19 protein-coding genes are annotated in these 21,968 nt (G+C 67.3%); 18 read left to right on the top strand and 1 reads right to left on the bottom strand.

Annotated features, from left to right (window positions below; all coding sequences use genetic code 11):
* The first annotated feature begins 55 nt into the window (after window positions 1-55).
* The 6 genes from AB6724_RS08145 to hutH all read left to right on the top strand — a co-directional run bounded on the left by AB6724_RS08145 (window position 56) and on the right by hutH (window position 6,265).
* Window positions 56-949, top strand: coding sequence for a LysR substrate-binding domain-containing protein (locus AB6724_RS08145; protein ID WP_369338011.1), 894 nt, complete (start codon window positions 56-58; stop codon window positions 947-949).
* Window positions 950-1,252: 303 nt separating this feature from the next.
* Window positions 1,253-2,188 (top strand): ABC transporter substrate-binding protein, encoded by a 936-nt coding sequence (locus AB6724_RS08140; RefSeq protein ID WP_439329839.1) that lies wholly within the window; start codon window positions 1,253-1,255, stop codon window positions 2,186-2,188.
* Between the two features lie 55 nt (window positions 2,189-2,243).
* Window positions 2,244-3,065, top strand: coding sequence for an ABC transporter permease (locus tag AB6724_RS08135; protein ID WP_369338009.1), 822 nt, complete (start codon window positions 2,244-2,246; stop codon window positions 3,063-3,065).
* Window positions 3,065-3,844 carry an ABC transporter ATP-binding protein gene (locus AB6724_RS08130; protein WP_369338008.1) on the top strand — a complete coding sequence of 260 codons (780 nt, stop codon included), beginning with the start codon at window positions 3,065-3,067 and terminating at the stop codon, window positions 3,842-3,844. The genes AB6724_RS08135 and AB6724_RS08130 overlap by 1 nt, the downstream gene beginning before the upstream one ends.
* Before the next feature lie 26 nt (window positions 3,845-3,870).
* Window positions 3,871-4,641 carry a histidine utilization transcriptional repressor HutC gene (gene hutC / locus AB6724_RS08125; RefSeq protein WP_369338007.1) on the top strand — a complete coding sequence of 257 codons (771 nt, stop codon included), beginning with the start codon at window positions 3,871-3,873 and terminating at the stop codon, window positions 4,639-4,641.
* A gap of 64 nt (window positions 4,642-4,705) precedes the next feature.
* Window positions 4,706-6,265 carry a histidine ammonia-lyase gene (gene hutH, locus AB6724_RS08120; protein ID WP_369338006.1) on the top strand — a complete coding sequence of 520 codons (1,560 nt, stop codon included), beginning with the start codon at window positions 4,706-4,708 and terminating at the stop codon, window positions 6,263-6,265.
* A gap of 7 nt (window positions 6,266-6,272) precedes the next feature.
* Here hutH and hutC (AB6724_RS08115) read toward each other — a convergent pair whose 3' ends face one another.
* Window positions 6,273-6,998: a histidine utilization transcriptional repressor HutC gene (gene hutC, locus AB6724_RS08115; protein ID WP_369338005.1), complete on the bottom strand. Its 726-nt coding sequence runs from the start codon at window positions 6,996-6,998 to the stop codon at window positions 6,273-6,275.
* 146 nt (window positions 6,999-7,144) lie between these two features.
* On the opposite strand from hutC (AB6724_RS08115), the gene AB6724_RS08110 reads away from it, so the two are divergent.
* The 12 genes from AB6724_RS08110 to AB6724_RS08055 all read left to right on the top strand — a co-directional run bounded on the left by AB6724_RS08110 (window position 7,145) and on the right by AB6724_RS08055 (window position 21,786).
* Complete coding sequence (locus AB6724_RS08110; RefSeq protein WP_369338004.1) at window positions 7,145-8,614, top strand: purine-cytosine permease family protein; 1,470 nt, start codon at window positions 7,145-7,147, stop codon at window positions 8,612-8,614.
* Window positions 8,615-8,660: 46 nt separating this feature from the next.
* A complete protein-coding gene (gene hutU, locus AB6724_RS08105) occupies window positions 8,661-10,379 on the top strand; it encodes a urocanate hydratase (RefSeq protein WP_283486849.1) in 1,719 nt (572 codons plus the stop codon).
* 162 nt (window positions 10,380-10,541) lie between these two features.
* Complete coding sequence (locus tag AB6724_RS08100) at window positions 10,542-11,105, top strand: HutD/Ves family protein (RefSeq protein ID WP_369338003.1); 564 nt, start codon at window positions 10,542-10,544, stop codon at window positions 11,103-11,105.
* A 128-nt stretch (window positions 11,106-11,233) separates the two neighbouring features.
* Window positions 11,234-12,487: an imidazolonepropionase gene (hutI, locus tag AB6724_RS08095; RefSeq protein WP_369338002.1), complete on the top strand. Its 1,254-nt coding sequence runs from the start codon at window positions 11,234-11,236 to the stop codon at window positions 12,485-12,487.
* A gap of 25 nt (window positions 12,488-12,512) precedes the next feature.
* Window positions 12,513-13,898: an FAD-binding oxidoreductase gene (locus AB6724_RS08090; RefSeq protein WP_369338001.1), complete on the top strand. Its 1,386-nt coding sequence runs from the start codon at window positions 12,513-12,515 to the stop codon at window positions 13,896-13,898.
* Complete coding sequence (locus AB6724_RS08085; protein WP_369338000.1) at window positions 13,898-15,052, top strand: histidinol-phosphate transaminase; 1,155 nt, start codon at window positions 13,898-13,900, stop codon at window positions 15,050-15,052. The genes AB6724_RS08090 and AB6724_RS08085 overlap by 1 nt, the downstream gene beginning before the upstream one ends.
* A gap of 3 nt (window positions 15,053-15,055) precedes the next feature.
* Window positions 15,056-16,285 carry an MFS transporter gene (locus AB6724_RS08080; protein WP_369337999.1) on the top strand — a complete coding sequence of 410 codons (1,230 nt, stop codon included), beginning with the start codon at window positions 15,056-15,058 and terminating at the stop codon, window positions 16,283-16,285.
* A complete protein-coding gene (locus tag AB6724_RS08075; protein ID WP_369337998.1) occupies window positions 16,282-17,721 on the top strand; it encodes a formimidoylglutamate deiminase in 1,440 nt (479 codons plus the stop codon). The genes AB6724_RS08080 and AB6724_RS08075 overlap by 4 nt, the downstream gene beginning before the upstream one ends.
* A 62-nt stretch (window positions 17,722-17,783) precedes the next feature.
* Window positions 17,784-18,596 carry an N-formylglutamate deformylase gene (gene hutG / locus AB6724_RS08070; RefSeq protein ID WP_369337997.1) on the top strand — a complete coding sequence of 271 codons (813 nt, stop codon included), beginning with the start codon at window positions 17,784-17,786 and terminating at the stop codon, window positions 18,594-18,596.
* Between the two features lie 35 nt (window positions 18,597-18,631).
* Complete coding sequence (gene alkB / locus AB6724_RS08065; protein ID WP_369337996.1) at window positions 18,632-19,294, top strand: DNA oxidative demethylase AlkB; 663 nt, start codon at window positions 18,632-18,634, stop codon at window positions 19,292-19,294.
* 92 nt (window positions 19,295-19,386) lie between these two features.
* Window positions 19,387-20,463 carry a homocysteine S-methyltransferase family protein gene (locus tag AB6724_RS08060; protein WP_369337995.1) on the top strand — a complete coding sequence of 359 codons (1,077 nt, stop codon included), beginning with the start codon at window positions 19,387-19,389 and terminating at the stop codon, window positions 20,461-20,463.
* Window positions 20,464-20,622: 159 nt separating this feature from the next.
* Complete coding sequence (locus tag AB6724_RS08055) at window positions 20,623-21,786, top strand: Fe-S oxidoreductase (RefSeq protein ID WP_369337994.1); 1,164 nt, start codon at window positions 20,623-20,625, stop codon at window positions 21,784-21,786.
* Window positions 21,787-21,968: the final 182 nt, after the last annotated feature.

Here is a 21,968-nt window from a genome sequence, read left to right as displayed (position 1 = left end):
CGCCGATATCGAATCAATGGAAAATATTCATTTCACATGCATTGAATTCAAAAAATTGATTCATCTAAATCTGCGCCAGCTCGAGTACTTCGTGGCCGCGGCCCGCCATGGCAGCACCTCCAGGGCCGCACAAGCCATCAACGTCTCCCAGCCTTCGATCTCCAAGGCCATTGCCGATCTGGAGCTGCAATGGAAGGAGGTGCTGTTCGTGAGAAAGCATGCCAAGGGGCTGGATCTGACGGCCGCGGGCGCGAGCCGCAGCCAGGAGGCCATGGCGCTGCTGGCCGCCGCTGAGAAGCTGCAGCAGCGGCGCCAGCACGGCCTGGTCGGCGTGCTGCGCCTGGGCTTTCTGAGCACGCTGGGCGCGCTGTGGATTCCGCAGATCCTGACCCAGATGCAAAAGCGCCATCCCGACATCCGGCTGGAGCTGGTCGAGGGCGATATCGCCTCGCTCACGCGCCAGGTGGAGCAGGGCGAGCTGCACGCGGCGCTGCAGTATGGCCTGGGGCTGGAGAGACCGGGCCTGAGCACTCAGGCCGTCGCGGCCCTGCCGCCCTATGTGCTGCTGCCGCCCAGGCATCCGCTGGCGGCGGCGGCCAGCGTGAGCCTGGCCGAGCTGGCCCGCTCGCCGCTGCTGCTGATCAATCTGCCGCAGAGCCGCGAGTACTTTCTGTCCCTGTTCCGCGAGGCCGGCGTCACGCCCACGGTGAGCTACGAGTTCTCGTCGCTGGAGCTGCTGCGCTCCATGGTGGCCAACGGCCATGGGGTCAGCATTCTGACCACCCGCCCCGCCGTGGACCGCACCCATGACGGCAAGCGCCTGGTCTGCAAGCGCATCAAGGGCCGGGTGGCCAAGCAGCCCGTGGTGCTGTCCGTGCCCAGCAGCAATGCCTCGCCGCTGATTGCACCGTTTCTGAGCGTGGCCAGAAGCGTGATCGCACCGCAATAGGGCCTGCCCGCCGGCTTTCCACCCCGCTGCGCCGGCCTCCTCGGGTGCGGCCGGGGCGCAGGCAAGTTGGCACGCCGCTTGCTGAAACAGCGGTGTCGGCTTGGCAGTTCTACCGGTTAACCCTGGGCTTCGCGTCAGTCTCGGGTAAGCCTGTATATACATGACTGCACAACAAAAACACACTGCGTTGTCCGCACTGTCTGCCAGGCCGACAAACCCATTTCTGCAATCTTGCTGCTCACCCTGAACGAGGAGGGTCTTATGACATCGACAAACCCATTGCGTCGCATCCCAGCCTGGCAAATGGCGCTGGTTTCCGCCTGCCTGGCCGCCGCCGCGCCGCAGGCCGGGGCCGAGGAAACGAAGATCGTGCTGGGCATGTCCGGCTGGACCGGGTTTGCGCCGCTGACCCTGGCCGACAAGGCCGGGATCTTCAAGAAGAACGGCTTGAACGTCGAGCTGAAGATGATCCCGCAGAAGGACCGCCACCTGGCGCTGGCCTCGGGCGCCATCCAGTGCGCCGCGACCACCATCGAGACCCATGTGGCCTGGAACACCAACGGCGTGCCCATCGTGCAGATCTTCCAGATGGACAAGTCCTACGGCGCCGACGGCATCGCGGTGCGCAACGACGTCAAGAGCTTTGCCGACCTCAAGGGCAAGACGGTGGCGGTGAGCGCACCGGGCACGGCTCCCTATTTCGGCCTGGCCTGGATGCTGCACAAGAACGGCATGACCATGAAGGACGTGAAGACCGTGTCGCTGGAGCCCCAGCCCGCGGCCCAGGCCTTTGTCTCGGGCCAGAACGACGCGGCCATGACCTATGAGCCCTATCTGTCCACCGTGCGCGCCAACCCCACGGCCGGCAAGATCCTCGCCACCACCATCGACTACCCCATGGTGATGGACACCGTGGGCTGCGATCCCAAGTGGCTCAAGGCCAACGCGCCCGCGGCCAAGGCCCTGGCCCAGTCCTATTTCGATGCCGTGACCATGATCGGCGCCGACAAGGACAAGAGCTACGACATCATGGGCGCGGCCGTCAAGCAAAGCGGCGAGCAGTTCGGCAAGTCGGCCTCCTTCCTCAAGTGGTCGGACAAGGAAGCCAACCAGAAATTCTTCGTCAATGACCTCGTGCCCTTCATGAAGGAGTCGGCCGTCATCCTCAAGGAAGCCGGCGTCATCCGCAGCATCCCCGAGAACTACAGCGTCATGTACGACGCCAGCTTCATCAAGTAAGCGCGAGGTCGCCATGGAAGCGGTATCCCCTTCTCTTCACTCAGCTCCCCCCGTCATGACCAAGGTGATATCGCCTTCCTCGCCTGCGGCGCGCAAGCGCCGCATGGCTCCGCTGGAGCCCGTCAGCCCCGCGATGAAATGGGTGCTGGGCACCGGTTTCTTCGTGCTGTTCGTCGTGATCTGGTCCATCGTGACCCTGGGCGGCTTTGTCTCGCCCACCTTCCTGGCCAGCCCCATGACCATGGTGCGCGAGGGCATCACGCTGTTCACCGAGTACGACTTCCTGAACGACATCGGCATGACGGTGTGGCGCGTCATGGGCGGCTTCATCCTGGCCTCCATCGTCGCCGTGCCCCTGGGCATCGCCATGGGCGCCTGGAAGCCCGTCGAAGCCTTCTTCGAGCCCTTTGTCTCGTTCTGCCGCTACCTGCCGGCCTCGGCCTTCATCCCGCTGCTGATCCTCTGGGCCGGCGTGGGCGAGACGCAGAAGCTGCTGGTGATCTATATCGGCTCGGTGTTCCAGATCACGCTGATGGTGGCCGTCACCGTGGGCGGCGCGCGCAAGGACCTGGTCGAGGCGGCCTATACCCTGGGCGCCAGCAATACCGGCATCGTGCGCCGCGTGCTGATTCCAGGTGCCGCCCCCGGCATTGCCGAGACACTGCGCTTAGTGCTGGGCTGGGCCTGGACCTATGTGATCGTGGCCGAGCTGATCGGCTCGTCCTCGGGCATAGGCCACATGATCACCGACAGCCAGGCCCTGCTCAATACCGGCCAGATCATCTTCGGCATCATCGTCATCGGCCTGATCGGCCTGGTGTCCGACTTCATCTTCAAGACGATCAACCGCCGCATGTTCGAGTGGAGTACGCTGTGATGAATCTTTTGTCTATTCAAGGTGTATCGCGCACCTTCACCAGCCATAAAGGCACCCAGACCCAGGCCTTGTTGCCCGTGGACTTCGAGGTGCGCGAGAACGATTTCGTCACCATCCTCGGCCCCTCGGGCTGCGGCAAGTCGACCATGCTGCGCATCGTGGCGGGGCTCGATTTTCCGACCACGGGCCAGGTCCTGCTGGACGGCCAGGCCATCGACGGCCCCGGCGCCGACCGCGGCATGGTGTTCCAGAGCTACACGCTGTTCCCCTGGCTCACCGTGGCCCAGAACATCCGCTTCGGCCTGCGCGAAAAAGGCGTGCCCGAGGCCGTGCAGAAGGAGCGCAGCGACTACTTCATCGCCAAGGTGGGCCTGCGCGGCTTCGAGAACCATTTCCCCAAGCAGCTCTCGGGCGGCATGCAGCAGCGCACGGCGATCGCCCGCGCGCTGGCCAACGACCCCAAGATCCTGCTCATGGACGAACCCTTCGGCGCGCTGGACAACCAGACCCGCGTGGTGATGCAGGAGCTGCTGCTGGGCATCTGGGAGGCCGAGCGCAAGACCGTGATGTTCGTGACGCACGACATCGACGAGGCCATCTTCATGGCCAACCGCGTGGCGGTCTTCAGCGCCCGGCCCGGCCGCATCAAGGCCGATATCCCCGTGAATCTGCCCCATCCCCGGCACTACACGGTCAAGACTTCGCCGGAGTTCATGGAGCTCAAGGCCAGACTGACGGAGGAGATTCGTGCCGAAGCCCTCGCGGCTGCAGCACACTGAGGGCTGTTCCAACTCTGGCTGAACCCATGACCTCCCGTGCCGTCCCCTCCCGCTCCGCTGCCAGGTCCGGCCGCGACATGCCTGTCGCGCTGTACCAGCAGGTCAAAGACCATGTGCTGCAGAAGATCGGCAACGGTTCGCTGACGGCCGGCGCGCGTGTGCCTTCCGAGCAGGAGCTGGTGCAGAAGTTCGGCGTGGCGCGCATGACGGTCAACCGCGCGCTGCGCGAGCTGGCCGAGCAGGGCGTGATCGTGCGGGTGGCCGGTGTCGGCTCCTTTGTGGCCGAGGAAAAGCCCCAGTCCACGCTGCTGCGCATCGCCAATATCGGCGAGGAGATCACGCAGCGCGGACACGACCACCGCTTCGAGCTCATCAGCATGCGCCGCGCCTCGGCCTCGCCCGAGGTGGCGGCCGCGCTGGACCTGGCCGTCGGTGCCTCGGTATTCCACCTGCAGGGCGTGCATTTCGAGAACGAGGTGCCGGTGCAGCTCGAGGACCGCTACGTGAATCCGCGCCTGGTGCCGGACTTCATGGAGCAGGACTTCTCGGCCGTCCAGCCCTCGGTCTATCTGGTGCGCAACGTACAGTACGACCAGATCGAGCATGTGGTCGACGCCATCCTGCCCACCGCCGAACAGGCGCACTGGCTGCAGATGGCTGCCGACCAGCCCTGCCTGATGCTGACACGCCGCACCTGGCTGCGCGGCGTCCCCATTACCTGGGTGCACTGCGTGCATCCGGGCATGCGCTACCGGCTCGGTAGCCGCTTCCGCACGGACCCGGTACACGGCGGCTGAAGAACGCTGTAGAAAGATCTATGCGGGGTTTTTTGACTTCTCAACTGTATAGACAGGTATAGCCATGAACACCATCACCACTCCAGGACTCATCTCTGCCGGGCTGGAACTGCGTCCGGGCCAGGTCACGCTGGCCCAGCTGCGCGCCATTCAGGCCGGCGGCGTGCGGCTGAGCATGGCCGCTTCGGCCTACGAGGCGATGCGCGCGGCCCAGGCCCATGTGCAGCACATCGTGGACGAGGATCAGGTGGTCTATGGCATCAACACCGGCTTCGGCAAGCTGGCCTCGACCAAGATCGCTCAGGACCGCCTGGCCGAGCTGCAGCGCAATCTGGTGCTCTCGCACAGCGTGGGCACGGGCGAGCCGCTGCCCGACCATGTGGTGCGCCTGATCCTGGCCACCAAGGCCGTGAGCCTGGCGCGCGGCCACTCGGGCGCCCGCCCGGAGCTGGTCGACGCGCTGCTGGCCCTGGCCAATGCCGACGTGCTGCCCGTGATACCGGCCAAGGGCTCGGTGGGCGCCTCGGGCGACCTGGCGCCGCTGTCGCATCTGGCCTGCGTGCTGATCGGCGAGGGCCAGGCCAAGGTCGACGGCACCGTGGTCTCGGGCCGCGAGGCGCTCAAGCACGTGGGTTTCGAGCCCTTTGTGCTCGGCCCCAAGGAGGGTCTGGCCCTGCTCAACGGCACCCAGGTGTCGACGGCGCTGGCGCTGGCCGGCCTGTTCCAGGCCGAAAGCGTGCTGGCCGCGGGCCTGGTGGCCGGCTGCCTGACGTTGGAGGCCATCCAGGGATCGATCAAGCCCTTCGATGCGCGCATCCACGAGGCGCGCGGCCAGTTGGGCCAGATCGCCGTGGCCGCCGCGGTGCGCGAGCTGCTCGACGGCAGCGCCATCGATCCCTCGCACCCCAACTGCGGCCGCGTGCAGGACCCGTATTCCATTCGCTGCGTGCCCCAGGTCATGGGTGCCTGCCTGGACAACCTCGGCCACGCGGCGCGCGTGCTGGCAACCGAGGCCAATGCGGCCTCCGACAACCCGTTGGTGTTCGACAACGGTGACGTGATCTCGGGCGGCAACTTCCATGCCGAACCCGTGGCTTTTGCGGCCGACATCATCGCGCTGGCGATCGCCGAAATCGGCGCCATCTCCGAGCGCCGCATGGCTCTGCTGCTGGATACCGGCCTGTCGCGCCTGCCGGCCTTTTTGATCGAGGACAGCGGCGTGAATTCGGGCTTCATGATCGCCCAGGTCACGGCCGCCGCGCTGGCCGCCGAAAACCAGTGCCTGGCCAACCCCAGCAGCGTGACCAGCCTGCCCACCTCGGCCAACCAGGAGGACCATGTTTCCATGGCCACCTACGGCGCGCGCCGCCTGGCCGACATGGCCAGCAACACCGCCGTGGTGGTGGGCGTGGAGGCCATGGCCGCCGTGCAGGGCATGGACTTCGACCGTCGGCTCAAGAGCTCGGCGCTGATGGAGGAGCAGTACGCACTGATCCGCAGCAAGGTGGCCTATCTGGACAAGGACCGCTATCTGGCGCCCGACATCGAGACCATGCGCCTGTGGGCGCTGGAAACCGACTGGCCCGCCGCGCTGCAGCGCATTCTGCCGAGCACGGGGCGCTGAACCCGGATCAAAAACTTCCGGTGAACTTGTAGCGGGAGGCCGGATGCCACAGCGCCGACACCGACGCCACCTGGCCCTGGGAGCGCGTGGCGCGGCGCAGCACCAGGCAGGGCTCGCCGGCCTCCATATGCAGCAGCTCGGTCACCTCGGTGCCGGGCATGCTGGCCTCGATGGCGAACTGCACGCCCTGCAGCGGCGCCACGCGCGTCAGATAGGCATTGGGCGTCTGGCTGGCGAAGTCCTGGGTCAGGTAGTCGGGCGCGACCGCGGGATTGACATAGCGGTCCTCGACCTGGATGGGCACGTCGTTCTCGAAGTGCACCACCACCGAATGGAACAGGGTCTGGGCGGTGGATAGCTCGAACTGCCGCAGCAGGGCCGCATCGGCGCGGCAGCGCTCGAGCTTTTGCAGCTCGCCGCGGTGCCTGTGGCCGCGCGCCGCGATCTCGTCGGCGATGTTGCGCAGCTGGACCAGGGTGGACTGGTATTTCTGCTGGGCCACGAAAGTGCCCGAGCCCTGCACGCGCGTCAGCGTCTGCTCGTCGCTGAGCTCGCGCAGCGCGCGGTTGACCGTCATGCGCGCCACCTCGAACTGCCTGGCCAGGGCCGCTTCGCTGGGAATGGCATCGCCTTCCTGCCAGGTGCCGCTGTGGATCTGCTGCAGCACATAGTCTTTGATACGTTGGAAGGCCGGAACGGCCGCCTGGGAGGACGCGCGAATGGGGCTGGGCATAGGGTTTGTTCGGATCAAAAAACCTGTATAGACGATTGACGGTGACGGGAGTAAAACACAAAATTGGTCTATACAACTCTAGATGAATTACCTAGAAGTTGTATGCACATAAAAGCACCCAGAGGGAATGACGGAGCATCCATCCCATGAGCATTGAGACAAACGCGCCGGTTTCGACCGGTCCCATCGAAACCCGAACCATAGACATGGTTCCCGAGCGGGAGCGCCACGGTTCGCCCTCCAGCCAGTTCACCCTCTGGTTCGGTGCCAATATGCAGATCACGGCCGTGGTCGACGGCGCCCTGGCCGTGGTCTTCGGCGCCGAGGCCACGACGGCCATACTCGGCCTGCTGATAGGCAACATCCTCGGCGGCATCGTCATGGCCCTGCACTCGGCCCAGGGCCCGCGCCTGGGCCTGCCGCAGATGATTTCCAGCCGCGTGCAGTTCGGCGTCAAGGGCGCGGCCCTGCCTCTGCTGCTGGTCATCCTCATGTACCTGGGCTTTGCGGCCACGGGCACGGTGCTCTCGGGCCAGGCCATCAATCTGATGTTCGGCTTCAGCACCCCGGCCGCCGGCATCATCATCTTCGGCGCGCTCACGGCCCTGGTGGCCGTGGTCGGCTACAAGCTGATCCACGTGGTGGGCCGCATCTCCACCGTGGTCGGCATCCTGGGCTTCGGCTACCTGGCCTGGCAGCTGTGCCACCAGTACGACGTGGCCAGCGCCTTCGGCCAGAAGCCCTTCACCTGGACCAGCTTTCTGACGGCCATGGCCCTGTCGGCCGGCTGGCAGATGACTTTCGCGCCCTATGTGGCCGACTATTCGCGCTATCTGCCGAGCAAGACCTCGACGGCCGCCACCTTCTGGACCACCTTCGGCGGCAGCGTGATCAGCGCCCAGCTGGCTATGACCTTCGGCACGCTGGTGGCAGCCCTGGGCGGCAACTTCATCAAGAACCAGGTCGGCTTCCTGGGCGAGCTCGCGGGCCCGCTGGCCGTGGTGATCTATCTGGTCATCGTGACCGGCAAGCTCACGGTGAACTGCCTCAACGCCTATGGCGGCGTCATGACCATGCTGACTACGGTCAGCGCCTTCAACGACAAAAAGCAGTTCACGCCCGCCACCCGTCTCGTCTACATCCTGGGCTTTGTGCTGCTCACGGTGCTGGTGGCCCTGCTGGCCAGCTCCAACTTCCTGGCCACCTTCAAGAACTTCGTGCTGCTGCTGCTCACGGTGTTCGTGCCCTGGAGCGCCGTCAACCTCGTGGACTACTACCTGGTCTCCAAGGAGAAGGTGGACATCCCCGCGCTCTACAACAGCCAGGGCCGCTACGGCGCCTACAACGGCGTGGCCCTGTTCAGCTATGTGCTGGGCATCGTCGTGCAGATCCCGTTCATCAACCAGGCCATGTACGAAGGCCCGCTGGCCAAGGCCATGGGCGGCGCCGACATCTCCTGGATCGTGAGCCTGATCGTCACTTCGCTCGTCTACTACCCGCTGGCCAAGAAGACCATGAAGGTCCCCGACCAGATGATTTACCCGGCCGATCAGGCCGCTACCGCCATCGGCCACGGCAGCCCCGCCGGCTATCCGAATACCGCCTCCGCCGCCTGAGCCACAGCGCCGAGATTTTTTCAGTTTTTTCATGAAGGACCAGACCATGAACGCCAACGACGCCATCCTCCAAGCCGCAGCCGATCCCCGCTACGACGCCAGCCGCGTCATCCGCGCTCCCCACGGCAGCCAGCTGCATTGCAAGAACTGGCTGGCCGAGGCCGCCTACCGCATGCTGCAGAACAACCTGGACCCCGATGTGGCCGAGAACCCCAAGGCCCTGGTGGTCTACGGGGGCATCGGCCGCGCGGCGCGCAACTGGGAATGCTTTGACGAGATCCTGGCCCAGCTCAAAAAGCTCGAGGCCGACGAGTCGCTGCTGATCCAGTCGGGCAAGCCCGTGGGCGTGTTCAAGACCCATCCCGACGCACCGCGCGTGCTGCTGGCCAACTCCAACCTGGTGCCCAAGTGGGCCACCTGGGAGAAGTTCAACGAGTTGGACCAGAAGGGCCTGTTCATGTACGGCCAGATGACGGCCGGCAGCTGGATCTACATCGGCAGCCAGGGCATCGTGCAGGGTACGTTCGAGACCTTTGTCGAGGCCGGCCGCCAGCACTACAACAACGACCTGACCGGCAAGTGGATTCTCACGGCCGGCCTGGGCGGCATGGGCGGCGCCCAGCCGCTGGCCGCCACCTTGGCCGGCGCCTGCTCGCTGAACATCGAGTGCAAGCAGAGCAGCATCGACTTCCGTCTGCGCACCCGCTATGTGGACAAGCAGGCCAAGGACATCGACGATGCGCTGGCCCTGATCAAGCACCACACCGAAAAGGGCGAGGCCGTCTCCATCGCCCTGCTGGGCAATGCGGCCGAAATCCTGCCCGAGCTGGTCAAGCGCGCCAAGGCCGGCGGCCCTCGCCCCGACATCGTGACCGACCAGACCTCTGCCCATGACCTGATCAACGGCTACCTGCCCGTGGGCTGGACCGTGGCGCAGTGGGAAGCCGCTGCCGCCGACCCCGGCCAGCATGCCCGCCTGAGCAAGGCCGCGGCCCAGGGCTGCGCCCAGCATGTGCAAGCCATGCTGGACTTCCAGGCCATGGGCATTCCCACGGTGGACTACGGCAACAACATCCGCCAGGTGGCGTTCGACGAAGGCGTGAAGAATGCCTTCGACTTCCCCGGCTTCGTGCCCGCCTACATCCGTCCGCTGTTCTGCGAGGGCAAGGGCCCGTTCCGCTGGGTGGCGCTGTCGGGCGATCCCGAGGACATCTACAAGACCGACGCCAAGATCAAGGAGCTGTTCCCCGAGAACAAGCACACCCACCGCTGGCTGGACATGGCGCGTGAGCGCATCGCCTTCCAGGGCCTGCCCTCGCGCATCTGCTGGCTGGGCCTGGGCGAGCGCCACAAGGCGGCCCTGGCCTTCAACGAGATGGTCAAGAACGGCGAGCTCAAGGCCCCCATCGTCATCGGCCGCGACCACCTGGACTGCGGCTCCGTGGCCAGCCCCAACCGCGAAACCGAAGCCATGAAGGACGGCACCGACGCCGTCTCCGACTGGCCGCTGCTCAACGCCCTGTTGAACACGGCGGGCGGCGCCACCTGGGTCAGCCTGCACCATGGCGGCGGCGTGGGCATGGGCTACTCCCAGCACGCCGGCGTGGTCATTGTGGCCGACGGCACCGACGAAGCTGCCAAGCGCCTGGGCCGCGTGCTGTGGAACGACCCGGCCACGGGCGTGATGCGCCATGCGGATGCGGGCTACGAGATTGCCGTGGAGGCGTCCAAGCGCCATGGCCTGAACCTGCCGATGGTCAAGTAATCTCCCCCTGAGCGGCTTTGCCTAGGCGGCCCCGCCGCTTCCCCCTCTCTCGCTGCGCGGGAGGGGGACGACAGCCTCGCTGCGGGGCGGCGCGGCCGGCTTAGGCCCTTGCTCGCTGTCTCTTTGCTGGATCGTGCCAGTTTTTACGGATGTCTCACCTTCATGCAACGTTTTGATCTGAACCAGATTCCCCACAGCCCCTGGAAGAACGGGGGCGGCAGCACGCGCGAGATTGCCTGCTGGCCGCAGGGCGCGGGCATGGACAGCTTCGGCTGGCGCATCAGCGTGGCCACGATCGCCCAGGCCGGGCCGTTTTCGGCATTTCCGGGCATAGACCGACAGATCATGCTGCTGGACGGCGACGGGGTGCAGCTGGTCAGCGCAGCGGCGGGCATAGACCATGCGCTGCAGCAGCGCTGGCAGCCGTTTGCGTTTTCGGGCGATGCGGCGCTGGACTGCAGCCTGCTGGGCGGCACGTCCACCGATTTCAACGTCATGACGCGGCGCGGCCATTGGTCGGCCGAGGTGAGCATTCATGACGCCGTGGTCCAGCCGGGTCGCAGCGCCGCGGGCCTGTGCCTGGTGTTGCAGGGCGGCTTTGCCCAGGGCCGGACCGTGCTGCAGGCCGGCCAGGGCCTGTGGTGGGACGCTGCCGAGGATGCCGAGCCTTTGCTGCCCGGCGATGCACACAGCCGGCTGGTGCTGGTGAGCCTGCACCCCGCATAGGCTGCTATCTAAACAAGAGCTTCTGACGCGCGATACATAGGTCATCCGATATGAATTCATATTGAAACCACTGCCCAGCAAGCGCAAGAAGCTATCGAATCAGAGAATCATTCAAAGGAACCCATGCCATGACGCAAGCCGCAAAGCCTCACACTTCCGCCGACGGGCGCTGGCTCAATCTGCGTCTGGCGCCCGAGCTGTTCGCGGCCGATGTGCCTGTCGCCGAGGGGCTGCCGGCCTGCATCGTGGTGCAGCAGGGCCGCATCGTCTGGGTGGGTCCGCAGGATAAGGTTCCCGCCGTCTACGCGGGCCTGCCCGCCCATGAGGGCGGCGCACGCCTGGCCACGCCGGGCCTGGTCGACTGCCACACCCACCTGGTCTATGGCGGCGAGCGCGCCAACGAATTCGCCATGCGCCTGGCCGGCGCGACCTACGAAGAAGTGGCGCGGGCCGGCGGCGGCATCGTCTCCAGCGTCAAGGCCACGCGCGAAGCTTCCGAGGAAGAGCTGATCGCCCAGGCCTTGCCGCGCCTGGATCAGCTGCTGGCCGAGGGCGTGACCGCCATCGAGATCAAATCGGGCTACGGCTTGTCGCTGGAGCACGAGCGCAAGCAGCTGCGCGTGGCGCGCCGCCTCGCCGAGCTGCGCGGCGTGACCGTGCGCACCACCTTTCTCGGCGCTCATGCGCTGCCGCCCGAGTACGCGGGCCGCAGCCAGGATTACATAGACCTAGTCTGCCGCGACATCATGCCCGCGCTGGCCGCCGAAGGCCTGATCGACGCCGTGGACGTGTTCTGCGAGCGCATCGCGTTTTCGCTGGCCGAGACCGAACAGGTGTTCCAGGCCGCGCAGGCGCTGGGCCTGCCCGTGAAGCTGCATGCCGAGCAGCTGTCGAACATGGAAGGCGCGGCGCTGGCCGCGCGCTATGGCGCTCTGTCCTGCGACCATATCGAGCATCTGTCCGAGAACGGCATCGCCGCCATGCGGGATGCGGGCACCGTGGCCGTGCTGCTGCCCGGCGCCTTCTACACGCTGCGCGACACAAAGCTGCCGCCTATCGACGGTTTGAGGGCCGCCAAGGTTCCGATGGCCGTTTCCACGGATCACAATCCGGGTACCTCCCCGGCTCTGAGCCTGCTGCTCATGGCCAATATGGCTTGCACGCTGTTCAGGCTCACGGTGCCCGAGGCCCTGGCCGGCATCACCCGCCATGCGGCGCTGGCCCTGGGCCTGCAGCACGAGCAGGGCCTGATCGCCGCGGGCCGGCCTGCCAACTTCGTGCTGTGGCCGGTGCGCCATGCGGCCGAGCTGGCCTACTGGTTCGGCCACAAGCCCGATTGCACCGTGGTACGCCAGGGCCGGATCGCCCGGACCGGCGGCTGAGCACGGGGAGCCTGAAAGGCTGCCGATGTCACACGAACAATTTCTCGATGAACTGATCTCCACCCTGGGCGCCGATGTGGCGCAGCGCGGCGCCGACGTGCCCGAGCGCTACCACACGGACTGGAGCGGCACGCCGCCGCAGCGCCCCCTGGCCCTGGTGCGCCCGCGCAGCACGCAGGAGGTCAGCGCGGTGCTGCGCCTGTGCACGGCGCACAAGGTGGCCGTCGTGCCCCAGGGCGGGCTCACGGGCCTGGCCGGCGCCGCCGTACCCAGCCAGGGCGCCATCGCGCTGTCGCTGGAGCGCATGAATACCATCGAGAGCACCGACACCCGCGCCGGCCTGATGCAGGTGCAGGCCGGCGTCACGCTGCAGGCCGTGCAGGAAGCGGCCGTGGCCGCGGGCATGGTCTTCGGCGTGGACCTGGGCGCGCGCGGCAGCTGCCAGATCGGCGGCAATGTCGCCACCAATGCCGGCGGCAACGGCGTGCTGCAGCATGGCATGATGCGCGAGCAGTTGCTGGGCCTGGAGGCGGTGCTGGCCGACGGCACGGTGCTGCCCATGCTGCGGCCCATGATCAAGAACAACACGGGCTACGACCTCAAGCAGTTCTTCATCGGCGCCGAGGGCACGCTGGGCGTGGTCACGCGCGTGCTCTTGCGCCTGCGCCCCGCGCCCCAGGCCACGGCCACCACGCTGGTGGCCATGCCCGATTTCGACGCGGCCCTGGCCGTACTCAAGCGCATGCAATCGCGCTTCGGCAACAGCGTGGCGGCCTACGAGCTGATGTGGGACAGCTTTGTGCAGGCCTCGCTGTCCTGGCTCAAGCTCGGTGCGCCGTTCGCCGAAAGCCATCCGCTGCTGGCGCTGATCAATGTGGACGGCAAGAACGAATCCCAGCTGCAGGGCGACGTGCAGCAGGTGCTCGAGGAAGCCATGGAGGCCGGCGAAGTGCTGGACGCCATCGTCGCCCAGTCCGTGGCTCAGGCGCAGACCCTATGGAAGCTGCGCGAGGCGCCGGCCGAGCTCAACAACAACATGCACCCGGCCATCAACTTCGACGTGAGCCTGCCCCAGGCCGACATAGGCCGGTTTGCGCAGGCCTGCGAAGCCGCGTTCAGCGCGCGCTGGCCCGGCAAGCATGCGCTGTACTTCGGCCATGTGGGCGACGGCAATCTGCATGTCTCGGTGGACGGCAAGACCGTGGGCGGCGAATGCGAGGCCGTGGAAGCCGAGCTCTACCGCCTGGTGGGCGAATTCCAGGGCAGCGTCTCGGCCGAGCACGGCATAGGCCTGCACAAAAAGCCCTATCTGCAGGCCAGCCGCACGCCGCAGGAGCTGGCCGTGATGCGCTCCATCAAGCAGGCGCTGGACCCTTTGGGCCTGATGAATCCAGGAAAGGTTTTCGACTGATGACTGACTCTTTGACCCACTCTCCTATCGCCACGCTGGCGCGCCCCGAAGCGCGTCCTTTGCCCGCCTACAACGCAGGCCTGTCCAACGAGGCCGTGCGCGCGCGCTACGGCGTCACCGACATCGCGCGCCTGGCCAGCAACGAAAACCCGTTCGGCGTCAGCCCCGCCGTGCGCCAGGCCCTGGCCGGCGTGGCCGACGCGGTGGGCAACTACCCCGACGCCCACTGCACGGCACTGCGCCAGGCGATTGCCGAGCGCAGCGGCATGGCCGCCGACCGCCTGGTGTTCGGCAACGGCTCGGAAGACCTGATCAAGATCCTCTGCGAGGTGTTTCTCTCGCCCGGCGATCTGGTCGTGACCCAGCGCCCCGTGTTCGGCCTGCACGAGATCTATCCAAAGATGATGGGCGCGCAGGTGCAGTTGCTCGAGCTCGACGCCGAACTGGGCTTCGACATCGACGCCTGGTGCGCGGCCATGGCCAAGGCGCCCAAGATCGCCTTTTTGCCCAACCCGTCCAACCCCGTGGGCTGCATGATGGACGTGGCGCAGTTTGCGCGCGTGCTGGAGGCCACGCCCGGCAGCACCATCCTGGTGGTGGACGAGGCCTATTACGAATACGCGCTGCATGACGAGGACTACCCCGACGTGCTGGCCATGCTGGCCGCACGCCAGGGCCCGTGGATCGTGCTGCGCACCTTCTCCAAGGCCTGGGGCCTGGCCGGCCTGCGCGTTGGCTATGGCATGGCCGACAGCGCCGCTTTCGTGCACCTGCTGGACAAGGTGCGTTCGCCCTTCAACGTGAATCTGGCGGCCCAGCGCGCGGCGCTGGCGGCCTGGAGCGATCCCACGCACATGCGCTCGGGCGTCGCGACCACGGTGGCACTGCGCGAGGCGCTGCGCCACGAGCTGCAGACCCTGGCCGCGCCCGGCGGTCCGCTGCAGGGCCTGCGCATCGCCCCCTCGGTGGCCAATTTCCTGTTCCTCGACATAGGCCGGCCCAACGGCCCCGTGACCGAGGCGCTGCTGCGCCAGGGCGTGATCATCAAGCCCTGGAAGGAGCCGGGTTTCGAGCATTTCCTGCGCGTCTCCATAGGCACCGAGCAGGACAACGCGCGCTTTGTCCAGGCCCTGCTGGCCGCGATGGAGGCCTGAGCCATGAAGCTGTTCCGCGGCTGGACTGTTGTTGCGGCGGCCCATGGGCTGCTGGCCCTGGCCTTCGGTGCGGCTTATTCCTTTGGCGCTTTTTTCAAGAGCATCCAGACGCAGTTCGATGCGGGGCGCTTTTCCGTGGGCTCGCTGTTTGCGGTGACGGCCCTGCTGTACTACTGCGTGGGTGCCATCGCCGGCCCCCTGGCCGACCGCATAGGCCTGCGCCGCGTGACCGGCGCCGGGATCCTGCTGCTGGCCACGGGGTTTGCGCTGGCCAGCCGGGCCACATCCTTGCCGCAGCTATTCGTGGTTTTCGGCCTGTTCGTGGGCTGCGGCGTGGGCCTGATCTACGTGCCGGCCGTGGTGGCCGTGCAGCGCTGGTTCGTGCGGCTGCGCAGCCGCGCCTCGGGTCTGGCCTCGGCCGGCACGGGAGTCGGCACTTTTGCCGCACCGCTGTTTGCGGGCTGGCTGCTGGAGCAACAGAGCTGGCAGATCGCCATGCAGTGGTTTGCGCTGGCGATTCTGCTGCTGGGCCTGCCCGCCGTGCTGTCCATCGTCGGCCAGCCCGCGCAGCTGGGCCTGGCGCCCGACGGCGATCCGCATGGCGCCCAGTCCGGCGCTCAGGCCCGGGGCATGGAGCTGTCCCAGGCTTTGCGCAGCGGCGGCTTCTGGTGGCTTTTCCTGGCCATTCTCCTGGCCTCGGTGAGCCTGTTTGCGGCCCTGGTGCATATCGCGCCCATGGCCCAGGGCCTGGGCATCGATGCCACGTCCAGCCAGCTGCTGATCGCCCTGATAGGCGCCGGCAATGTGCTGGGCCGCCCGCTGCTGGGCAGCCTGGGCGACAGGCTGGGCGCGCTGCGCCTGCTCACAGGTCTCAGCATCCTGCTGGCCCTGTTGCACCTGCTGTGGTGGCAGGCCCATGGCTGGGCCGCGCTGGCGCTATTTGCGGTGCTGTTCGGCGCCGCGCACGGCGGCTGCATCGCCCTGTTTCCCGCCGTGGCCGCCCATTGGTTCGGCACCTTGCGGCTGGGTGCCATTTTGGGCATTCTGTACATCAGCGTGGGGCTGGCGGCCGTCATCGGCGCCAGTGCGTCCGGCTGGGTGTTCGACCGCACCGGCGGCTACACCCTGGCCATCCTGGTCAGCGCCGCGCTGGCCTTGCTGGCTGCGGCAGCGCTGGGGCTTGCGGCCCGCGCCCACCGTTTTGCTTCATCTCCTTCAGGCACTTCGAAATGACCATGCAATCTTCTTCCTCCAGCGGCACATTGTTTGCCGACGACGCCCTGCTGCCCACGGGATGGGCGCGCAACGTCCTGCTGAGCTGGGACGAGAACGGCCGCCTGGCCGAGGTGCTCACCGATGTGGATCCGCAAAGCGGCGAGGCCGGCGAGGTCGACACGGCCATCCGTGCCGCCGGCCCGGTGATTCCCGGCATGCCGAATCTGCACTCGCACGCGTTTCAGCGCGCCTTCGGCGGGCTGACCGAGTTCCGCGGCCAGGCGCAGGACAGCTTCTGGAGCTGGCGCAATCTGATGTACGGCTTTGCCAACCGCATGACGCCCGAGGCGCTGGAAGCGATCGCGACCTGGCTGTATCTGGAGATGCTGGAGGCCGGCTATACCTCGGTCTGCGAGTTCCACTATGTGCACCACGATGTGGGCGGCAAGCCCTATGCCGACGACGCCACGCTGTCGCTGGCCCTGCTGCGTGCGGCCGAAAAGACCGGCATGGGCATGACGCTGCTGCCCGTGCTCTACCAGACCAGTGGCTTCGGCGGCAAGCCGCCGCGCGAGGACCAGGCGCGCTTCATCCGCAGCACGGACAATATGCTCTCTCTGCTGCAGCGCCTGACGCCCGCCACAAAAGCGCAGAAAGCCGTGCTGGGCCTGGCTCCGCACTCGCTGCGCGCCGTGCCGCCCGACAGCCTCAAGGCCGCCGTGGCCGGTCTGCACGCCATGCTGCCCCAGGCGCCCGTGCACATCCATATTGCCGAACAGACCCAGGAGGTCGATGACTGCCTGGCCTGGAGCGGCCAGCGCCCCGTGCAATGGCTGATGGAGCATGCTCCCGTCGACCCGCGCTGGTGCCTGATCCATGCCACCCATATGACACCCGAGGAATACGCGAGCGCAGCCAAGAGCGGCGCCGTGGCCGGCATCTGCCCCACGACCGAGGCCAATCTGGGCGACGGCATTTTCGACATGCCGCTGTGGCTGAAGCACGGCGGCCGCTGGGGCGTGGGCTCGGACAGCCATGCCACGGTGAATGCGGCCGAGGAGCTGCTGATGCTGGAGTACAGCCAGCGCCTGAATCTGCGCCAGCGCAATGTACTGGGCGGCAGCGCCCAGCCCCAGGTGGCGACCGCCATGACGCTGCAGGCCGTGGCCGGCGGCGCCCAGGCCTCGGGCCGCGTGGCTGCCGGGACGGTGGCGGGCCTGGCCATGGGCCAGCAGGCCGATTTCGTGGTGCTGGACGCCAGCCATGTGGCACTGGCCGGACTGCCGCCCGAAAGCGCCCATGCGAGCCATGTGTTTGCGAGCCACCGTACCTCGGCGATCTCCGATGTCTGGGTTGGCGGCAAGCAGCGCGTGCAGGCCGGCCGCCATGCGCAGCACGAAGCCGTGCAGCAGGCTTTCGTCAAGGCCCGCAAGGCCTTGCTGCAGAACATTTGAGAGACGGCTGGCGCGGATCCGCACCAGTCCCAGACAGTTTTCCGAAAGAAGAGAGACGCTCCATGAGCCCATCCATCCCGCCGTTCATCTTCCATCAGGGCACGGCGCCGCTGCTGATTTCCATGCCGCATACCGGCACCCATGTGCCCGCCGAGATTGCGGCCAGGCTCAGGCCCGAAGGCCGCGAAGTCCATGACACGGACTGGCATATGCCGCGGCTCTATGACTTTGCCAAGGAGCTGGGCGCGTCCATCCTCGTGGCCACGCATTCGCGCTATGTGATCGACCTCAACCGTCCGCCCGACGGCGCCAGCCTCTATCCGGGCCAGAGCGTGACCGGCCTGTGTCCCGTCGACACCTTCGCCGACACGCCGCTGTATGCGAGCAAGGACGACGAGCCCGACGAAGCCGAGATCGCGCGCCGCCGCGAGGCTTACTGGCAGCCCTATCACGGCCAGCTGCGCGCCGAGCTGGACCGCATCCAGAGCCAGCACGGCACGGCCATGCTCTGGGACGCACACAGCATCCGCTCGGTGCTGCCGCGCTTCTTCGAAGGCAAGCTGCCCGACCTCAACCTGGGCACGGCCGACGGCAAGAGCTGCGATCCCGCGCTGGCCCTTAAGCTGCTGGAGATCGCCGGCCGGGCGCCGGCCCATACCAGCGTGCTCAACGGCCGCTTCAAGGGCGGCTACATCACGCGCCAGTACGGCCGGCCCGAACAGGGCTTCCACGCCGTGCAGCTGGAGATGACGCAGTCCAGCTATATGCAGGAGCACATGCCTTTCGACTATCTGCCCGAGGTGGCGGACCGGATCAAGCCCACGCTTGCCGCCATGCTGCAGGCCGCGCTGGACTTCGCGCGCGGCCGGGCCTGAGCCGGCGCCGCATGGCACGCCTATGATGGGCAGCCATGACGCTGCCGCTTTTCGAAACCCCGGCCTCGGCTCCCGAAATCATCGATGACGGAGCCGTGCTGCTGCGCGGCTTTGCGGCCGGCCTGGCCGGCCGCTGGGTGGCCGAGGTGCAGGCGCTGCAGGCGGGCGCGCCGTTTCGTGTGATGGACCTGCCCGGCGGCGCGCGCATGTCGGTGGCCATGACCAACTGCGGCAGCTGGGGCTGGGTGTCGGATGCCAAAGGCTATCGCTACAGCGGCACAGACCCCTTGTCCGGACTGCCCTGGCCGGCCATGCCGCCGTTTCTCCGGAACCAGGCGATTGCGGCCGCCGCCAAGGCCCTGTATCCGGGCTTTGCGCCCGACGTCTGCCTGATCAACCGCTACCGCCCCGGCGCCAAGCTCACGCTGCATCGCGACGAGGACGAAGCCGATTTCACGGCCCCTATAGTCTCGGTCTCGCTGGGCCTGCCCTGTACCTTTCTCTGGGGCGGACTGGCGCGCAAGGACCCCGTCAAACGCATGCTCCTGATGCATGGCGATGTGCTGGTCTGGGGCGGGCGCACGCGCCTGACCTACCACGGCGTCAGCCCGCTCAAGGACGGGCACCACCATCTGCTGGGCGACGAACGCTGGAACCTGACTTTCCGCATGGCCAGGGTGCGCTATCCCGCGGCCTGAGGGAGCCCGGACGCTGCCGATCACCTTGGGCATGGCCGGATTAGCCAAAGCCTGGGGCCTGGGCCGGCCCGACTTTCCTACAATGGCAGACTATGAGCCAGCCGCATACCCTTCCCGCCTATACCCGCGCCCAAGCACTGCCCGCCACTCTTGCCAAGCGCCTTGTGATCCTCGACGGTGCCATGGGCACCATGATCCAGCGCTTCAAGCTGGGCGAGGCCCAGTACCGCGGCGAAGGCTATGCAGGTCCCGGCGGCGCTGGCGAGCGCTTCAAGGACTTCGGCTACGACGTCAAGGGCAATAACGAGCTGCTGTCGCTGACCCGCCCCGACGTGATCCGCGACATCCACGAGAAGTATCTGGCCGCGGGCGCCGATCTGATCGAGACCAATACCTTCGGCGCGACCACGATTGCGCAGGAGGACTATCACATGGCCGATCTGGCCTATGAGATGAACCTCCAGAGCGCGCGGCTGGCGCGCGCTGCCTGCGACAAGTACAGCACGCCCGATCATCCGCGCTATGTGGCCGGCGCCCTGGGCCCCACGCCCAAGACGGCCTCCATCAGCCCCGATGTGAACGACCCGGGCGCGCGCAACATCACTTTCGAGCAGCTGCGCCAGGCCTATCTGGAGCAGACCCTGGCCCTGATCGAAGGCGGGGCCGACGTGATCCTGGTCGAGACCATCTTCGACACGCTCAACGCCAAGGCCGCGCTGTTTGCGGTCGACGAGGCTTTCGAGCAGACCGGCGAGACTCTGCCCATCATGATCAGCGGCACGGTGACCGATGCCTCGGGCCGCATTCTCTCGGGCCAGACGGTGACGGCCTTCTGGCACAGCGTGCGCCATGCGAATCCGCTGTCCATAGGCCTGAACTGCGCGCTGGGCGCGACCCTGATGCGCCCCTATGTGCAGGAGCTGACCAAGGCCGCGCCCGACACCTTCATCAGCTGCTACCCCAATGCCGGCCTGCCCAACCCCATGAGCGACACCGGCTTCGACGAGACGCCCGAGATCACCAGCCGCCTGGTGCACGAGTTCGCGGCCGAAGGCCTGGTCAATATCGTGGGCGGCTGCTGCGGCACCACGCCCGACCATATAGGCGCGATCGCCAAGGCGGTGCAGAGCACGCCAGCACGCCGGCTGTTCTACCCGGCCACGGCCTGAGTTCCTCGTCGAATCGGCATCCAACCTAGGCGGGACAAGTGCAAGCAGCTCCTTTTTTGTTGCCGCACCGTCCCTGGGCAAAAAGCTGCCCTCTCGCGAGGCGGCCGGCCAAGGGGCGGCGGCCAGGCGTAGCGAACAGGCATGGGGGCCTTTTTTGATATGAGCACCCCCATTCCTTCCACGACAGCACTGCCGGCCGGGTTGGGAAATGTGCCCGATCCGGCCCAGCCCGCCACCGCCGCGGTGGGCACGGTGCCGCCGGCAGCGGCCGTACCTGCGGCGGCTCCCGCCCCTGCTGCCATGCCGCCGGCCACCAGCATCCAATGGTCGGCCCAGGCGTTGCAGGAGCTGCGACTGCAGGCCTTCGAACAACTGATCGCCCAGCTCGCGCTGCAGGTGCAGGCTCAGGCCCCCGGCCAGCCCCTGGCTCCGGCCTGGCCCGCACAAGGCGTTTCCGCACCGCTGCAGCAATGGCTGCAGACCCTGCTGCTGCAGGTCGCCGTGCAGGGCCAGCCGCTGCAGATGCTGGCGGCCCAGCCCGGTTCCGCCGCACTGATACAGGCGCTGGCCCAGGCCCAGGCGCAGGGCTCCCAGCCGGGCAATGCCCAGGCCTCGGCGCTGCGCACCGCCGCAGCACTGTCGCCCACGCTGGCGGCGGCACTGCAGGCCGCGGCCACACCAGCCGCTGCATCCTCCGCCACGGCCAGCGCCGCACCCGCCATGCCGCCGCTGCAGAACTGGTGGGTGCAGCAAGGCACGGTGCTCACGCCCCAGGGCGAGCGCGGTTTCACCCTGACCTTGCAGGTGCCCGTGGCCTGGGCTCAGTCCATGGGGGGCGCAGCGCCCGCGGGCGGTTCGCCCCAGGCGGCGGCCCCGGCCTTGCGCCTGCCCTGGCCGGACAGCACGCCGCTGCCGGCCTCCGGCCCCGTCGCCCTGGTCTTGCAGCCCCAGGGCAACCCGGCCGCCGCGCGCACCAGCGCGCTGCTGTGGCTGGAATTCCAGTCCGCTCCCGTGGGGGCTGCGCATGTCGACAGCGCCACGACCGTGGCGCCCGGCAGCGCCGGCCTGCCGCTGTTCGCGCCGGCACCGGCGCTGGCCCAGGAAGTGCAGCAGCTGCTGCAGAACAAAAGCGATCCCTGGCTGCTGATGGCGGCCGCGCAGGCCGCCAATGCCCTGCCCCTGCAGCGCCGCGGCGGCGAGCACCGTTCGCATCTGTGCGCCACCGAGGGCTGCCAGTACCAGGGGTTGGCGCCCTGCGCCCAGCCGTTCTGCAGCGAGATGAACCGCATCTGGGCCGCCACCGGCGTTGCGCGCAGCGGCTGAACCAAGCTGACGCGGGGCTGGACCAGGTCCGGCACGGCTTTCATAATGCCCGCAGTTGCCTGTTTTTTGCGCAGGCGGCTTCAGGCCGGAATGGGCAGCCACGCTGCCAGCACGCATTCCGGCTGTCCTCGACGCAGCGGGCTTGGCCCGGCTGCCTGTCCTCATCCTCCCGCAGGTCCACG

This window comes from Comamonas guangdongensis (assembly GCF_041079535.1).
Classification (GTDB): domain Bacteria; phylum Pseudomonadota; class Gammaproteobacteria; order Burkholderiales; family Burkholderiaceae_C; genus Comamonas; species Comamonas guangdongensis.
Note: the sequence above shows the minus strand (reverse complement) of the source record. Positions and strands in the feature narration are given on the sequence as shown.

What these genes read in the sequence shown, in the direction of transcription:
- AB6724_RS08140 (WP_439329839.1), top strand. Translation starts at nt 1,253, where the DNA reads ATGGCGCTGGTTTCCGCCTGCCTGGCCGCCGCCGCGCCGCAGGCCGGG.
- AB6724_RS08135 (WP_369338009.1), top strand. Translation starts at nt 2,244, where the DNA reads ATGACCAAGGTGATATCGCCTTCCTCGCCTGCGGCGCGCAAGCGCCGC.
- AB6724_RS08130 (WP_369338008.1), top strand. Translation starts at nt 3,065, where the DNA reads ATGAATCTTTTGTCTATTCAAGGTGTATCGCGCACCTTCACCAGCCAT.
- hutC (WP_369338007.1), top strand. Translation starts at nt 3,871, where the DNA reads ATGACCTCCCGTGCCGTCCCCTCCCGCTCCGCTGCCAGGTCCGGCCGC.
- hutH (WP_369338006.1), top strand. Translation starts at nt 4,706, where the DNA reads ATGAACACCATCACCACTCCAGGACTCATCTCTGCCGGGCTGGAACTG.
- hutC (WP_369338005.1), bottom strand. Translation starts at nt 6,998, where the DNA reads ATGCCCAGCCCCATTCGCGCGTCCTCCCAGGCGGCCGTTCCGGCCTTC.
- AB6724_RS08110 (WP_369338004.1), top strand. Translation starts at nt 7,145, where the DNA reads ATGAGCATTGAGACAAACGCGCCGGTTTCGACCGGTCCCATCGAAACC.
- hutU (WP_283486849.1), top strand. Translation starts at nt 8,661, where the DNA reads ATGAACGCCAACGACGCCATCCTCCAAGCCGCAGCCGATCCCCGCTAC.
- AB6724_RS08100 (WP_369338003.1), top strand. Translation starts at nt 10,542, where the DNA reads ATGCAACGTTTTGATCTGAACCAGATTCCCCACAGCCCCTGGAAGAAC.
- hutI (WP_369338002.1), top strand. Translation starts at nt 11,234, where the DNA reads ATGACGCAAGCCGCAAAGCCTCACACTTCCGCCGACGGGCGCTGGCTC.
- AB6724_RS08090 (WP_369338001.1), top strand. Translation starts at nt 12,513, where the DNA reads ATGTCACACGAACAATTTCTCGATGAACTGATCTCCACCCTGGGCGCC.
- AB6724_RS08085 (WP_369338000.1), top strand. Translation starts at nt 13,898, where the DNA reads ATGACTGACTCTTTGACCCACTCTCCTATCGCCACGCTGGCGCGCCCC.
- AB6724_RS08080 (WP_369337999.1), top strand. Translation starts at nt 15,056, where the DNA reads ATGAAGCTGTTCCGCGGCTGGACTGTTGTTGCGGCGGCCCATGGGCTG.
- AB6724_RS08075 (WP_369337998.1), top strand. Translation starts at nt 16,282, where the DNA reads ATGACCATGCAATCTTCTTCCTCCAGCGGCACATTGTTTGCCGACGAC.
- hutG (WP_369337997.1), top strand. Translation starts at nt 17,784, where the DNA reads ATGAGCCCATCCATCCCGCCGTTCATCTTCCATCAGGGCACGGCGCCG.
- alkB (WP_369337996.1), top strand. Translation starts at nt 18,632, where the DNA reads ATGACGCTGCCGCTTTTCGAAACCCCGGCCTCGGCTCCCGAAATCATC.
- AB6724_RS08060 (WP_369337995.1), top strand. Translation starts at nt 19,387, where the DNA reads ATGAGCCAGCCGCATACCCTTCCCGCCTATACCCGCGCCCAAGCACTG.
- AB6724_RS08055 (WP_369337994.1), top strand. Translation starts at nt 20,623, where the DNA reads ATGAGCACCCCCATTCCTTCCACGACAGCACTGCCGGCCGGGTTGGGA.